Here is a 14,406-nt window from a genome sequence, read left to right as displayed (position 1 = left end):
CCGCGTGAAGAAGGCGGGAACTATCGCAACCCCATCGGAGTACAGGCTTAAGACAAGTACGAAATGTGGCCGGACAGGCCACAATGCTCACCCTTGCTGTGGCAAATGAAAGAAGCAATGACGATGCAGCTTTCGGAATTGAAGAACGAACTGGCACGCTTCGGTGCTGAAAACGACGCGCATGAAACCGAGCGCGCTCGGCGCATGCTCAACATCACGCCGGACACCGGTGAATTCCTGTCGGTGCTGGTGCGTTTCGGCAATGCGCGCCGGGTGCTGGAGATCGGCACCTCCAACGGTTATTCCACGCTGTGGATTGCCGAAGCCGCAGCCGCCATCGACGGCCACGTGACCACACTGGAATACGCCGCGGACAAGGTGGCGATGGCGCGTGACACCTTCGCGCGCAGTGGCCTTGCCGATCGCATCACGCTGGTCCACGGCGATGCCGGGCAGTGGCTGGCACAGGCCGCCGATGCCAGCATTGACCTGCTGTTCCTCGATTCGGACCGCGAACAGTACGCCGGCTGGTGGCCGCAGCTGCGCCGTGTGCTGCGGCGGGGGGGCCTGCTGGTGGTGGACAACGCCACCTCGCACGCCGCGCAGATGGAACCGTTGCGCGCGTTGCTGGATGCCGATCCGGACTTCGGCACCAGCCTGGTGCCGGTGGGCAACGGCGAGCTTCTGGCCGTGCGCAACGCTTGACCGCCGCGCCACCAACCCGGGGTCAGATCCCTTTTCCGCAGGAAAAGGGACCTGACCCCGATCAGGGCGCCCGTATAATCCTGCGGTGAGCACCGAACCTGACACCCTCGCTGCGGTCGAGACCGAAACCGCGCCCCTGCAGCTGCTGCACCTGGACGAGCGCCTGGCCGTGGTCAACAAGCCCGCCGGGCTGATGGTCCACGACAGCAAGCTGGCCCGTGGCGAAGATGATTTCCTGGCCGACCGCCTGCGCGAGCAGCTGGGCCGCCCGATCTTCCTCGTGCACCGCCTGGACCGGGCCACCAGCGGCTGCCTGCTGCTGGCCTTCGACCGCGAGACCGCCAGTGCGCTGGGCAAGGCGTTGATGGGGGGTGAAGTGGCCAAGGACTACCTGACGGTCTGCCGGGGCTGGCCGGCCGAGCTGTCCTGGCGGGTGGACCATGACCTGGACGGCGGGCCGGGCAAGCCGGTGAAGAAGCCGGCGGTCACCGACTTCCAGCGCCTGGCCACCGGCGAGCTGTCGGTGCCGGTGGGTGAGTTCAGCAGTTCGCGCTACGCGCTGCTGCGCTGCCAGCCGCAGACCGGGCGCTTCCGGCAGATCCGCCGGCACCTCAAGCACCTGTCGCACCACATGATCGGCGACACCAGCCACGGCGATGGCCGCCACAACCGCATCTTCCGCATGCAGGGCGTGCACCGCATGCTGCTGCACGCCGAGCGCCTGCGCTTCCCGCACCCGGACGGTGGCAGCGTGGATGTCAGTGCGCCGCTGGATCGCGAGTTCCAGAAGGCGCTGGACCTGTTCGGCTGGCAGGTGGACGACGCCTGATGCTGCTGCGGTAAGCCGAGCGTGGGCTCGGCTCTACAGCCAGCGGCCGGGCGTGGCCCGGCGCACCCCGTTATTTCTTTTCCGGCTCGTTGACGATCGCTTCCAGGTCCTTCTGCAGATCCGCGAACAGCGGCTGCATGCGCGCCTGGATCGCCACCATCACGTTCTGCATCAGCGCCGGGGTCTTGTCCAGCAGGCTCTGGCCGGCCGCGCTCTCGTAGAACTCGGCCATTGCCAGCACGTCTTCCTTGCTGAAGGTCTTCTTGTACAGGTCCACGTACATGGGCCGCAGCTGTTGCCACGACATCGCCTGGCGCAGGGTCTGGCTGGTCCGGGCCTGGATCCGCTTCAGCTGTTCCTGCTGCTGGGCGGTGAGCTGGCGCTGCGCGGCCACCTGCTGGAACTGCTGCTGCTGCATGGCTTCGATCTGCGGCACCATGGTGTCAATCATGCTCTGCGCGCGCGAGGCCGACAGCAGGCGGTTGATGTCGCCATCGGTCGGCGGGGCGGCCAGGGCCGGAACGCTGGCCACGGCCAGCGCCAGCAGCAGGGCGGCGCGGCGCAGCAGGGACGGCAGGGCGGGTGTGGAGCGGGTCATGCGGGGCTTCCTGCGGTACATGGGACCGCCAGCATACCCGCAGCCCAGGCGAAGGCGGCGTGTTCGGTGCCTGATCGGCGGCATACGGGGCGCGATGGCGTACTTCACCACGTGCCTGCCGCTACAATGCGCGGATGGGCAGTGGACCGGTCACCATCAGCGCGCAGCTTGAAATCCCCGACGGCGAGATCGTCGAGCGGTTCGTGCGCGCCAGTGGCGCCGGCGGCCAGAACGTCAACAAGGTGTCCACCGCGGTGGAACTGCGTTTCGACGTGGCCAACTCGCCCTCGTTGCCCGAACCGTTGCGCGCGCGCCTGCTGGCGCGGCGTGACCGGCGCATGACCGGCGAAGGCGTGCTGGTCATCGACGCGCAACGATTCCGCACCCAGGATCGCAATCGCGAGGATGCGCGCGAGCGGCTGGCGGCCTTCATCCAGGCCGGGCTGAGCGTGCCCAAACCGCGCAAGGCCACCAAGCCGACCCTCGGGTCGAAACTGCGTCGTCTGGACGCCAAACGCGGGCGCGCGCAGATCAAGCGCGGGCGCTCATCACGTGACTGGGAGTGATTGCTTGAACAACCCGACTTCGTTGCTGCCGGCCGTGCCGCCGCAGATGCCGCAGGTCAAACCCAACGCCTTCCTGCGCTGGCTGGCGCGCTGCACCCTGCGCATGGGCGGCTGGAAGGTGACCGGCACCCTGCCGGACATCCCCAGGCTGGTCTTCATCATCGCCCCGCATTCGTCCAACTGGGACGGGCTGTGGGGCATGGCGGCGAAGATCGCGCTGGGCATGAAGGTGAAGGTGCTGGGCAAGGCCTCGCTGTTCTGGTGGCCGCTGGGCCCGCTGCTGCACAAGCTGGGCGTGATCCCGCTCGATCGCAGCTCGCCGCAGGGCACCGTCGGCCAGGCCGTGGACCTGCTGCGCAACAACGAGAAGATGTGGTTCGCCATCACGCCCGAGGGCACCCGCAAGGCGGTGAAGGACTGGAAGGCCGGTTTCCTGAAGATCGCCCGGATGGCTGACGTGCCGATCCTGGCGGCGTATTTCCACTATCCGGAAAAGACCATCGGCATCGGTCCGCTGTTCACCCCGAGCGGCGACGATGTGGCCGACATGGCTGCCATCCGCGAGTTCTACCGGCCCTGGATCGGCAAGACCCGCGGCACGGTCTGAGCCGGTTGCAGGCCGCCGCATAGACGCCACGTCCGGCACATGCCGGGCGAGCGCGACAGGAGTAGGGTGGAGGGCTGGTATCCATACCGTCTGCCCAAGGAGCGTTTTACATGTCGCGTACCGTAGTCCTGGCCGCCGCCATCAGCCTGGCGCTGGCGGCCTGTTCCGGCAAGGAGTCCACCCCCGTGTCCGATGCCCAGAAGACCCCGGCCCAGCAGCCGGCCGAAGCCTCCACCAATCCGCTGCTGAGTGCCAGCACGCTGCCGTTCCAGGCCCCGCCGTTCGACAAGATCAAGGACAGCGACTACCTGCCGGCGTTCGAGGAAGGCATGCGCCAGCACCTGGCCGACGTGCGCAGGATCGCTGACAGCAGCGAGCCGGCCACCTTCGACAACACCATCGTGGCGATGGAGCGCAGCGGCGAGACGCTGAACCGCGTGTCGCGCATCTTCTTCGGCCTGGTCCAGGCCGATACCAACGATGCGCGCCAGAAGATCCAGGAAGACGTGGCGCCGAAGCTGGCTGCGCACCAGGACGAGATCAATCTCGATCCGAAGCTGTTCGCGCGCGTGAAGTCGCTGTACGACCAGCGTGACACGCTGGAACTGGACCCGGTGCAGAAGCGCCTGGTCGAGCACTACTACGACGGCCTGGTGCGCGCCGGTGCGCAGCTGTCCGACGCTGACAAGGCGACCCTGCGCAAGCTCAACGTGGAAGAGACCACGCTCTCCACCCAGTTCCATACCCGCCTGGTGGCCGCCACCGCCGCTGCGGCCGTCGTCGTCGACGACAAGGCCAAGCTGGCCGGCCTGGACGAGGGCGCTATCAACAACGCTGCGGCCGCCGCCAAGGACCGCAAGCTGGATGGCAAGTTCCTGCTGCCGCTGCAGAACACCACCCAGCAGCCGGTGCTCGGCTCGCTGAGCGACCGCGATCAGCGCGCCGCCGTGCTGAAGGCTTCGGAAACCCGCGCCGAGCGCGGCGATGCCAACGACACCCGGCAGACCGTGCAGCGCCTGGCCCAGCTGCGTGCGCAGAAGGCCAAGCTGCTCGGCTTTGACACCTTCGCCGACTACCAGCTGGGCGACCAGATGGCCAAGACCCCGGCTGCCGCGCTCAAGCTGCTGACCGACACCGTGCCGGCCGCCACTGCCAAGGCGCGTGCCGAAGCCGGTGAGATCCAGAAAGTCATCGACGCGCAGAAGGGCGGATTCCAGGTCGCCGCTTCGGACTGGGACTTCTACGCCGAGCAGGTGCGCAAGGCCAAGTACGATCTGGACGAGTCGCAGATCAAGCCGTACTTCGAACTGGACAACGTGCTGCAGAACGGCGTCTTCTACGCCGCCACCCAGCTGTACGGCATCACCTTCAAGCCGCGCACCGACATTCCGACCTACAACCCGGACATGAAGGTGTACGAAGTGTTCGACAAGGACGGCACCTCGCTGGCGCTGTTCTACACCGACTACTTCAAGCGTGACAGCAAGTCCGGTGGCGCCTGGATGGACGTGTTCGTCGAACAGGACGGCCTGACCGGTGCCAAGCCGGTGGTCTACAACGTCTGCAACTTCACCAAGCCGGCCGCCGGCCAGCCTGCGCTGATCAGCTTCGACGACGTCACCACCATGTTCCATGAGTTCGGCCATGCGCTGCACGGCATGTTCTCGAACGTGAAGTACCCGTCGATCGCCGGCACCGCGACCTCGCGCGACTTCGTCGAGTTCCCGTCGCAGTTCAACGAGCACTGGGCGCTGGACCCGAAGGTGTTCGCCAACTACGCCAAGCACTACAAGACCGGCGAGGCGATGCCGCAGGAGCTGGTCGACAAGATCCTCAAGGCACGCAGCTTCAACCAGGGCTACGCGACGACCGAGTACCTGTCGGCCGCGCTGCTGGACCTGGCCTGGCACACGCAGAAGGCCGACGCGCCGCTGCAGGATGTCGGCGCCTTTGAAGCCAGCGCGCTGAAGAAGTTCAAGGTCGACCTGCCGCAGGTGCCGCCGCGTTACCGCACCACCTACTTCGACCACATCTGGGGTGGTGGCTACTCGGCCGGTTACTACGCCTACTTCTGGGCCGAAGTGCTCGACCACGATGCCTACCAGTGGTTCACCGAGCACGGTGGCCTGACGGCGGCCAATGGCCAGGAGTTCCGCGACAAGATCCTCTCGCGCGGCAACAGCGTGGAGCTGTCGACCCTGTACCGCGATTTCCGCGGCAAGGACCCGTCGGTGGAACCGCTGCTGAAGTTCCGCGGGCTGAAATAAGAAAGCGAAAACGGCGGGGGCAACCCCGCCGTTTTTCTTTCTGTAGCGTCGAGCCATGCTCGACGTTCTTCTGTAGAGCCGAGCCCACGCTCGGCTGATGGTTCCTGGAAAGGCAGCCGAGCATGGGCTCGGCTCTACAAACAGCGTTACGTTCCCACGTGCACCCGGTTGGCCTGCTCGGCCAGGCCCAGGTGATCCAGCGCGATATCCAGCGCCAGCACGTAGCTCTGCGCGCCGTAGCCGGCGGCGATGCCCAGGCGCTGGCCGACACCAGCCGGCAGGCACGGCTCGGCTACCGCGCCGTCGTCATGCACTTCCACATAGGCGTTGTGCAGGTAGGGCAGCAGGCGCTGCAGGCGCAGGCTGTTGGCACACGCGCCCGGATCGAGCAGGGTCACCTCGCCGCGGCTGTGATCGGCCACACGCAGCGCATCGAGCAGTTCCTGTTCCGAACCACAGGCACGGATCGCCACGCTGGTGCCGGCGTCGATCGCACGATGCACCAGTGACTTCAGGACCGGTGCCGGCAGCGGCATCGCGGTGCGGATCAGGGCGCCGGCCGCTTCCGGGCCACGGATGATGAAGATCGACATGGCTCAGCCCTCCTGTGCCAGGCGGCGGCCGACAATGGCCAGCGACAACGGGTAGCCGGCCTGCTGGCTGCGCTGGTCGACCACCACGGCGGCGGGACCGTGCTGCAGGCGCAGGCGTGCCTCCAGACCGGGTTCGCTGGGGGCCTGCAGTTCGATGTACTGCGCCGGCAGCCGTTCCAGCGCCGCCTGCAGCGCGCCACCTTCGGCCTGCCATTGCGCCTCGTCAGCGGTACCGACATCCAGCAGTACCCAGTCGGCCGAGCGCGCCTGCGGCTGGCACAGGCACTGGCGTACCTCGGACAGGCTGGCGCAGTCGCTGCACAGCACGCGATGGCCGGCCAGCTGCGCCGGCAGTTGGGGACGCGGTGCCGACGAAGAGGCGTGGCGGATCACCAGGAGGGTCATACAACACCTTGCGGAATGCGCCCTGCGGCGCGGTGGGCACACGATGCGCGCGCTGGCCGTAAAGGTGCGATGCCCGCGGCCGGTCCCGCGCGTAAAACCTGCGTAACCCTTCCTGTAGAGCCGAGCCTGCGCTCGGCTGCTCTGCGCCCCAGTCGGGCAACCTCGACGCTACAAGGAACAAGCCGAGCGTGGGCTCGGCTCTACCGGATCGCGTCGCGGGAACCTCTCCCGCCTGGATGTGGTCTGATGCAGCTACCACCTACCCGGAGCCTGTCATGGATGCTGCTGCCCGTCCTCCCTTGTCCGAACGCGCGCTGGTCTGGCTGAAGAAGGAAGCATTGCCGCTGCTGGTGATGCTCGGCCTGCTCGCCGCCGCCCGCGATACCCTCGCCAACCACTACGTGGTGCCGAGTGGCTCGATGCAGCCGACCCTGCAGCCGGGCGACCGGGTGGTGGTGGACATGCGCGCCTACGGCCTGCGCCTGCCGTTCACCGGCAAGGAACTGATGGCCACCGGCGTCCCGCAGCGCGGTGAAGTGGCGGTGTTCGATTCACCGGCCGACGGCACCCGCCTGATCAAGCGCGTGGCGGCGGTGGCCGGTGACCACGTGCAGATGCGCGAGGGCCATCTGAGCATCAACGGCCAGCCGCTGCAGATCGCCGATCTGCAGGACGTGGAAGCCTTCGGCGAGCGCCGTGCCCGCCTCGACCTGGACATGGGCGGCGGTCCGGACATCGCCGATCTGGTGGTGCCGGCCGGCAAGGTGCTGGTGCTGGGTGACCACCGCGGCAACAGCTTCGACGGCCGCTTCTTCGGCTTCGTCGACGCCGACAAGGTCTACGGCCGTGCGGTGGCGGTGTACTACCGCCGCGGCGACGGTTTCGAGTGGCAGCGCCTGTAAGCTGAATTGATACTTCTTGAGTATCAATCCTGACTTATCAGGTTATGGATCGACTGGATCGACAGGCCTAGTCTGAGGCCCGTTCCCTCCCATGCCCGGCCGCCCCACCGGCCCTTCGATCCCATGACTGGCGAAACCGCGGCGGCCGTCGAGCGCCGCCCCCCCACTGTCGATCCCATCGCCGAGACCCGCATCCAGCAGGGCACGCCGGCCTTCCGCCGCACCGCGCTGGCACTGTTCCTGGCCGGCTTCTCCACCTTCGGCCTGCTGTACACCGTGCAGCCGCTGCTGCCCGAGTTCAGCCGCCACTTCGGCGTGTCCGCCGCAGGCAGCGCGATGTCGTTGTCGCTGACCACCGGCACGCTGGCGGTGGCGATGCTGTTGGCCGGCCTGCTGTCCGATGCGGTCGGCCGTCGCCCGTTGATGATCGTTGCGCTGCTGGCGTCGGCCATGCTGTCGCTGAGCACGGCGCTGGTGGACGACTGGACCACGCTGCTGGTGCTGCGCACCCTGCTTGGCCTGGCCCTGAGCGGCGTGCCGGCGGTGGCGATGACCTACCTGGTCGAGGAGATGGACAGCCGCGCGCTGGGCCTGGCGATGGGCCTGTACATCGGCGGCAACGCCATCGGTGGCATGAGCGGGCGCCTGCTGGCCGGCATCATCGCCGATCACTGGGGCTGGCGCTGGGGCATCGGCGTGGTCTCGATCATCGCCATCGCCAGTACCGTGCTGCTGTGGCTGCAGCTGCCGCCGTCGCGCCATTTCAGCGCGCGACGCGATGGCCTGCGCGAGTTGCCGTCGCGCTGGCGCACGCTGTTCGCCGACCGGGGCCTGCCGTGGCTGTTCGCCACCTCGTTCGTGCTGATGGGCGTGTTCGTCACCCTCTACAACTACCTGGGCTATCACCTGCTGGCGCCGCCGTACCACCTCAGCCAGACCGTGGTCGGGCTGATCTTCAGCGTCTACCTGGTGGGCACCTTCAGTTCGGCGTGGATGGGCCAGCAGGCTACGCGGTACGGGCGCGGCCGCATCCTGTCGATCTCGTTCGCGCTGATCGGCGCCGGCATCGCGCTGCTGGCGATGCCGTGGCTGAGCACGATGGCACTGGGCATCGCGCTGGTGACCTTCGGCTTCTTCGGTGGCCACTCGGTGGCCAGCAGCTGGGTCGGCAGCCGTGCCGGTACGATGCGCGCGGAAGCGTCGGCGCTGTACCTGTTCGCCTACTACCTGGGCTCCAGCGTGCTGGGCGGGGTGGGTGGCCTAGCCTACGCGGCCTGGGACTGGCTGGGCGTGTGCGCGTTCGCTGCCGTGCTGACCCTGATCGGGGGCGGCATCGTCTGGGCGCTGCAGCAGCGCGCGCCGCAGCCGGTCACGGCCTGACGCCAGCCTCGCGTTCCGCACGGGCGCGGCGTTGCTCTGGTAGATGCCGACCTTGGTCGGCGCTCTGGCACGGCAGCCAACCAAGGTTGGCGTCTACCAAACCTAAGTGGGTGGCACTTCACCCTTCGGCGAACGCCCCGCGCAACAGCCCGGCGAAGTTGCGGATCAGCGGCGTCACCCCCTCGCGGTGCCATGCCAGCTGCACCTCCGAATGCGCACCGGCATCGGCCAGCGCCACGAAGCGCGCGCCTTCCACGCGGATGTGATCGCAGGACGAGGGCAGGATCGCCGCACCCAGGCCTGCAGCCGCAAGACTGATCAATGTCGATGCCTCACCGGCTTCCTGCACGATGCGCGGCGTGAACCCGGCGGCCGCGCACAGCGCGATCATGTGGTCATGGATGCCCGCGCCCGCGCTGCGGCGAAATGCCACGAACGGCTCCTGCGCGAAGTCGCGTAGCGACAACGTGCCCTGCTTCGACAGCCTGCGCAGGGCAGGGTGGTCGGCATGCACGATCAACGCCAGTGGATCGACGAACAGGCTGTGCGCCACCAGCTCCGGCGGCAATGCGCGCTTGCGGATGATGCCCACGTCCAGTGAACCGTCGAGCAGCGCATCGATCTGCTGCAGCGTGTTCATTTCGCTCAGCTGCAGCCGCACCTGTGGGTACTGCTGGCGGTAGCGCAGGATCGAACGCGGAATCTGCGGCGACAGCGGCGTGGCCCGGGTCAGGCCGATACGCAGTTCGCCCTGCTCGCCGCGCTGCGCGCGCTGTACCTCGTCCACCGCGGTTTCCACCTGCTGCACGATGGCCCGTGCGCGCTCCTGCAGCAGCTCACCCGCAGGCGTCAGCTGCACACGACGATGGCTGCGCACGAACAGGCGCGCCCCGATCAGGTCTTCCAGCTGGCGGATCTGCTGGCTGAGCGGCGGTTGCGACATGCCCAGCCGCTCCGCCGCCTGGCCGAAGTGCAGCGTATCGGCAACGGCGAGGAAGTAACGCAGGTGGCGGAGTTCGATGGACATGCGCCCAGTCTATGCATCGCCAGCCACAAATGGGGTCAGATCCGTTTTCCTGCGGAAAACGGATCTGACCCCGGTCACCCGTCATCCACGCATGGCGTGGATCTACCGTGTCGACCAAGGTCGACACCCACCAACAGCAGCGACCAACTGTCAGAGGCGGGGCGGTGTGGGTGGGCAGGACCGTTGGCGCCATGGATGGCGCCATCGAGCCCCCAAGGAGGGGTTCACGGCGTGTCCTGCCCACCCACACCGCCCCGCCATCTACGGAATGCCCGCTTTTGACGTTGCCGTTGACGTTGATTCGGCAGGTGCAGGGCGCAGCCCTGCCGAACACCCCTCACCGCTCCGAATGCCCGCTCTGGTCGTAATCGCGCGGACTGAACAACTCCGGCTGGATCAGCTCGATGAACGCGCGCGCCTGCGCCGACAGCGCCTTGCCCCGGCGCACGATCACCCCGTAACTGCGCTCGGGGAACCAGCGCTTCATCGACCGCGCCGCCAACCGCTCGCGGTCGGCCTCGTGCAGGCACAGCGCCGGCACGATGGAAATGCCCATGCCCATCGCCACGTACTGCTTGATCACCTCCCAGCCGCCCACTTCCAGTGCCACGGTGTAGGCGATGCGGTGGCGCTGGAACACCTGGTCAACCAGCCGGTAGGTGATCTGCCGCTTCGGCGGCAGCACCAGCGGGTAGCGCGCGATGTCGGCCAGCTCCAGCTCGCCGCCACTGGCCAGCGGATGGTCGTGCGGCGCGATCAGTACCTGCTCGAAGCGGTAGGCCGGGGCGTAGGTCAGGTCGGCCGGTACATCGGTCATCGAACCGATCGCCAGGTCGGCGGCGTCCTCGCGCAGCAGGTCGGTGCCATCGGCGCTGATCGCGTTGTGCAGGGTCAGGCGCACGTCCGGGTGGTGCAGGCGGAAGCGCTCGACGATCTTCGGCAGCAGGTACAGGATCGTCGAGCTGTTGGCGGCGATGTTCAGCTCGCCCGCATCCAGGCCGCGCACCTTGTCGCGGAAGCGCGCCTCCAGCCCGTCCAGGTTCTCCACCAGCGGCTGCGCCATCTCGTACAGCAGCTGGCCCTCGCGGCTGGGTACCAGGCGGCGCCCACTGCGCTCGAACAACGGCACCCCCAGTTCCCGTTCCAGGGCCTGCAACTGCAGGCTGATGGCTGGCTGGCTGACGAAAAGTGCCTCAGCCGCCCGTGAGACCGAGCCCAGGCGCACCGTCTGGCAGAACGCACGCAATGGCTTCAGCCGGTCGGATTTGTAGGAAAAACGCGGACTTGGCGGGGTGCGTGTGCTCATCGCGTCACAAGTATTAGCACAACTTATGTAGAACATTGCAAAAACTGTTTTGCCAAATACTCCGGCCCAGCGGCACCGTGGAGACGTTCCCCCACCGCTGGAGTCGCCCCATGTCCGCCGTCGCTTCCGCTGTTCCCACCCCTGCCAGCAAGGCTACCCCCGGCATCGCCCTGGCGACCCGCGTGGCCGGCCAGGACACCCTGCTGCCGGCGCCGCTGCTGGCCCTGCTGGTGTCGCTGCACCGTGCGGTGGAACCGGGCCGGCAGGCACGACTGCAGGCGCGCCGCGAGCGCCAGGCGTTCTTCGACCAGGGCGGCCTGCCGGACTTCCGCGAAGACACCACCGCGATCCGCAACGGCGACTGGCGCGTTGCCCCGCTGCCGGCCGCGCTGCAGGACCGCCGCGTCGAGATCACCGGCCCCACCGACCCGAAGATGGTCATCAACGCGCTGAACTCCGGCGCCAAGGTGTTCATGGCCGACTTCGAGGATTCGACCTCGCCGACCTGGCGCAACCTGCTGGCCGGGCAGCAGTCGCTGGCCGCCGCGGTGCGTGGCGATCTCGACTACACCGCCCCCAATGGCAAGCACTACACGCTGCGCCCGCATGACGAGCAGGCGGTGCTGATCGTGCGCCCACGTGGCTGGCACCTGGACGAAAAGCACGTGCGCATCGATGGCCAGTTCATCGCCGGCGGCCTGTTCGACGCGGCGGTGTTCGCCTTCCACAACGCCCGCACCCTGCAGGCGAAGGACCGCGGCCCGTACTTCTACCTGCCCAAGCTGCAGAGCATGGAAGAGGCGGCGCTGTGGGAAACCGCGCTGTCGCACATCGAAGGCATGCTCGGCCTGCCGCACGGCCAGATCAAGGTGACCGTGCTGATCGAAACGCTGCCGGCGGTGTTCGAGATGGATGAGATCCTGCACGCGCTGCGTGACCGCATCGTCGGCCTGAACTGTGGGCGCTGGGACTACATCTTCTCGTACCTGAAGACCTTCCGACGCCACGCCGACCGCGTGCTGCCCGAGCGCGGCCAGGTGACCATGACCCAGTCGTTCCTGAAGGCCTATTCGGAACTGCTGATCCAGACCTGCCATCGCCGTGGTGCACATGCGATGGGCGGCATGGCCGCGCAGATTCCGATCAACAACGATGCCGCCGCCAACGAACAGGCGATGGCCCGCGTGCGCGCTGACAAGCTGCGCGAAGTGACCGCCGGCCACGACGGCACCTGGGTTGCGCATCCGGCGCTGATTCCGGTGGCGATGGCGATCTTCGACGAACACATGCCCGGTGCGAACCAGCACAGCGTGCTGCGCCAGGATGTGTGCGTCGGCCGCGACGAACTGATCGCACGGCCGCCCGGCACCATCACCCGCGCCGGCTTCGAAGGCAACGTGGAAGTCTGCGTGCGCTACCTGGCGGCATGGCTGGATGGCAACGGCTGCGTGCCGATCCACCACCTGATGGAGGACGCGGCCACCGCCGAGATCAGCCGCAGCCAGTTGTGGCAGTGGCTGCATACGCCGGGCCAGCAGCTGGACGATGGCACCGCCATCGACCTGGCACTGCTGGATGCCACGCTGGCACAGCTGCCGGCACGGCTGGGTGACACCGCCACGCTGCCCGGTGGCGCACGCATCGGCGAGGCCATCGCCCTGCTCGGCGAACTGAGCCGCAGCGACGAACTGACCGATTTCCTGACCCTGCCGGCCTACGCGCGCATCGACTGATCGCCGCCCGCGTTTCCCGCCGTTTCCCTCCCCGCTGCACGCACGAACCGAACTGGAGAAAGACATGAGCACGCTGCCCACTGCCGAACAGATCCAGCACGACTGGGATACCAACCCGCGCTGGGAAGGCATCCAGCGCAACTACAGCGCCGCCGACGTGGTGCGCCTGCGCGGCACCGTCCACATCGAGCATTCGCTGGCCCGCCTGGGTGCGGAGAAGCTGTGGGCGTCGCTGCATGAGCGCGAGTTCGTCAACGCGCTGGGTGCATTGACCGGCAACCAGGCCATGCAGCAGGTCAAGGCGGGCCTGAAGGCGATCTACCTGTCCGGTTGGCAGGTGGCGGCCGACGCCAACCTGGCCGGGCAGATGTATCCGGACCAGTCGCTGTACCCGGCCGATTCGGTGCCGGCAGTGGTCAAGCGCATCAACAACACGCTGCTGCGCGCCGACCAGCTGCACCACGCCGAAGGCAAGGACGAGATCGATTTCCTGCAGCCGATCGTGGCCGATGCCGAGGCTGGCTTCGGCGGCGTGCTCAACGCCTTCGAACTGATGAAGGCGATGATCGAGGCCGGTGCTGCGGGCGTGCACTTCGAGGACCAGCTGGCCTCGGTGAAGAAGTGCGGCCACATGGGCGGCAAGGTGCTGGTGCCGACCCGCGAGGCGATCGAGAAGCTCAACGCCGCGCGCCTGGCCGCCGATGTGCTGGGCGTGCCGACCCTGCTGGTGGCGCGCACCGATGCCGAAGCGGCTGATCTGCTGACCAGCGACATCGACGGCAACGACAAGCCGTTCACCACCGGTGAGCGCACCGTCGAAGGCTTCTACAAGACCCGCAACGGCCTGGACCAGGCGATCAGCCGCGGCCTGGCCTATGCGCCCTACGCCGACCTGGTGTGGTGCGAGACCGGCAAGCCGGACCTGGAATTCGCACGCAGGTTCGCCGAGGCGATCCACGCGAAGTTCCCGGGCAAGCTGCTGGCCTACAACTGCTCGCCCAGCTTCAACTGGAAGAAGAACCTGGACGACGCCACCATTGCGAAGTTCCAGCGCGAACTGGGCAGCTACGGCTACAAGTTCCAGTTCATCACCCTGGCCGGGTTCCATGCGTTGAACTACGGCATGTTCAATCTGGCCCACGGCTACGCACGCCGCCAGATGAGCGCGTTCGTCGAGTTGCAGGAAGCCGAGTTCGAAGCGGCCGAGCGCGGCTTCACTGCGGTCAAGCACCAGCGCGAGGTCGGTACCGGCTACTTCGATGCGGTGACCCAGGCGATCCAGCAGGGCCAGTCGTCGACCACCGCGCTGACCGGCTCGACCGAGGAAGAACAGTTCCATGGCGGGCGCAGCGAACGCGCGGCGTGATGCGGCGCGCCGCGTGATCCGGTGGTGCCGGCCGGGGGCCGGCAACCCAACGATGTTTGCGAATCCCATGCAGTTTGCCGCCCGCGGGCGGCACGAACCGGCGCCCGGTGATCCGGGTGGGC

At 67.5% G+C, this 14,406-nt stretch carries 14 protein-coding genes; 9 read left to right on the top strand and 5 right to left on the bottom strand.

From position 1 onward, the window contains the following. Positions 1–117 precede the first annotated feature (117 nt). Together AC5JLE_RS17805 and AC5JLE_RS17800 are read left to right on the top strand one after the other, a co-directional pair. Positions 118–705 (top strand): O-methyltransferase, encoded by a 588-nt coding sequence (locus AC5JLE_RS17805; RefSeq protein ID WP_014645553.1) that lies wholly within the window; start codon positions 118–120, stop codon positions 703–705. Between the two features lie 85 nt (positions 706–790). Next, positions 791–1,534, top strand: coding sequence for a pseudouridine synthase (locus AC5JLE_RS17800; RefSeq protein ID WP_014645554.1), 744 nt, complete (start codon positions 791–793; stop codon positions 1,532–1,534). Between the two features lie 70 nt (positions 1,535–1,604). Here the strand turns inward: AC5JLE_RS17800 and AC5JLE_RS17795 are convergent, their stop codons facing one another. Then, positions 1,605–2,153 (bottom strand): DUF2059 domain-containing protein, encoded by a 549-nt coding sequence (locus AC5JLE_RS17795; RefSeq protein WP_401730180.1) that lies wholly within the window; start codon positions 2,151–2,153, stop codon positions 1,605–1,607. Between the two features lie 113 nt (positions 2,154–2,266). On the opposite strand from AC5JLE_RS17795, the gene arfB reads away from it, so the two are divergent. The 3 genes from arfB (at position 2,267) to dcp (ending at position 5,572) form a co-directional block, all read left to right on the top strand. Then, positions 2,267–2,698 (top strand): alternative ribosome rescue aminoacyl-tRNA hydrolase ArfB, encoded by a 432-nt coding sequence (gene arfB, locus AC5JLE_RS17790; RefSeq protein ID WP_005420755.1) that lies wholly within the window; start codon positions 2,267–2,269, stop codon positions 2,696–2,698. 4 nt (positions 2,699–2,702) lie between these two features. After that, positions 2,703–3,305, top strand: coding sequence for a lysophospholipid acyltransferase family protein (locus AC5JLE_RS17785; protein ID WP_049405171.1), 603 nt, complete (start codon positions 2,703–2,705; stop codon positions 3,303–3,305). Between the two features lie 110 nt (positions 3,306–3,415). After that, the gene (gene dcp, locus AC5JLE_RS17780) at positions 3,416–5,572 is read left to right on the top strand and encodes a peptidyl-dipeptidase Dcp (protein ID WP_496065514.1); all 2,157 of its coding nucleotides are present in this window, start codon (positions 3,416–3,418) and stop codon (positions 5,570–5,572) included. A gap of 146 nt (positions 5,573–5,718) precedes the next feature. Here the strand turns inward: dcp and AC5JLE_RS17775 are convergent, their stop codons facing one another. Then, on the bottom strand, positions 5,719–6,165 hold the full coding sequence (locus AC5JLE_RS17775) for a 3-dehydroquinate dehydratase (protein WP_004153636.1): 447 nt from the start codon (positions 6,163–6,165) through the stop codon (positions 5,719–5,721). Positions 6,166–6,168: 3 nt separating this feature from the next. Continuing rightward, positions 6,169–6,570 (bottom strand): hypothetical protein, encoded by a 402-nt coding sequence (locus AC5JLE_RS17770; RefSeq protein ID WP_197561642.1) that lies wholly within the window; start codon positions 6,568–6,570, stop codon positions 6,169–6,171. A gap of 275 nt (positions 6,571–6,845) precedes the next feature. On the opposite strand from AC5JLE_RS17770, the gene lepB reads away from it, so the two are divergent. Further along, the gene (gene lepB, locus AC5JLE_RS17765; RefSeq protein WP_014645559.1) at positions 6,846–7,472 is read left to right on the top strand and encodes a signal peptidase I; all 627 of its coding nucleotides are present in this window, start codon (positions 6,846–6,848) and stop codon (positions 7,470–7,472) included. 123 nt (positions 7,473–7,595) lie between these two features. After that, positions 7,596–8,852 (top strand): MFS transporter, encoded by a 1,257-nt coding sequence (locus tag AC5JLE_RS17760; protein WP_197561641.1) that lies wholly within the window; start codon positions 7,596–7,598, stop codon positions 8,850–8,852. 118 nt (positions 8,853–8,970) lie between these two features. Here AC5JLE_RS17760 and AC5JLE_RS17755 read toward each other — a convergent pair whose 3' ends face one another. Next, positions 8,971–9,879, bottom strand: a complete 909-nt coding sequence (locus AC5JLE_RS17755) for a LysR family transcriptional regulator (protein ID WP_014645561.1) — start codon at positions 9,877–9,879, stop codon at positions 8,971–8,973. Positions 9,880–10,216: 337 nt separating this feature from the next. Beyond that, positions 10,217–11,185: a LysR family transcriptional regulator gene (locus tag AC5JLE_RS17750; protein ID WP_032956220.1), complete on the bottom strand. Its 969-nt coding sequence runs from the start codon at positions 11,183–11,185 to the stop codon at positions 10,217–10,219. A 110-nt stretch (positions 11,186–11,295) separates the two neighbouring features. Between AC5JLE_RS17750 and aceB the strand changes: the two genes are divergently transcribed. Next, positions 11,296–12,918 (top strand): malate synthase A, encoded by a 1,623-nt coding sequence (aceB, locus tag AC5JLE_RS17745; RefSeq protein ID WP_262216939.1) that lies wholly within the window; start codon positions 11,296–11,298, stop codon positions 12,916–12,918. Positions 12,919–12,982: 64 nt separating this feature from the next. Beyond that, the gene (gene aceA / locus AC5JLE_RS17740) at positions 12,983–14,284 is read left to right on the top strand and encodes an isocitrate lyase (RefSeq protein ID WP_197562177.1); all 1,302 of its coding nucleotides are present in this window, start codon (positions 12,983–12,985) and stop codon (positions 14,282–14,284) included. The last annotated feature ends 122 nt before the right edge of the window (positions 14,285–14,406 follow it).

It is taken from the genome of Stenotrophomonas sp. (assembly GCF_059505245.1).
The sequence above is the reverse complement of the archived record's forward strand: the minus strand, read 5'-3'. Positions and strand labels throughout refer to the sequence as shown.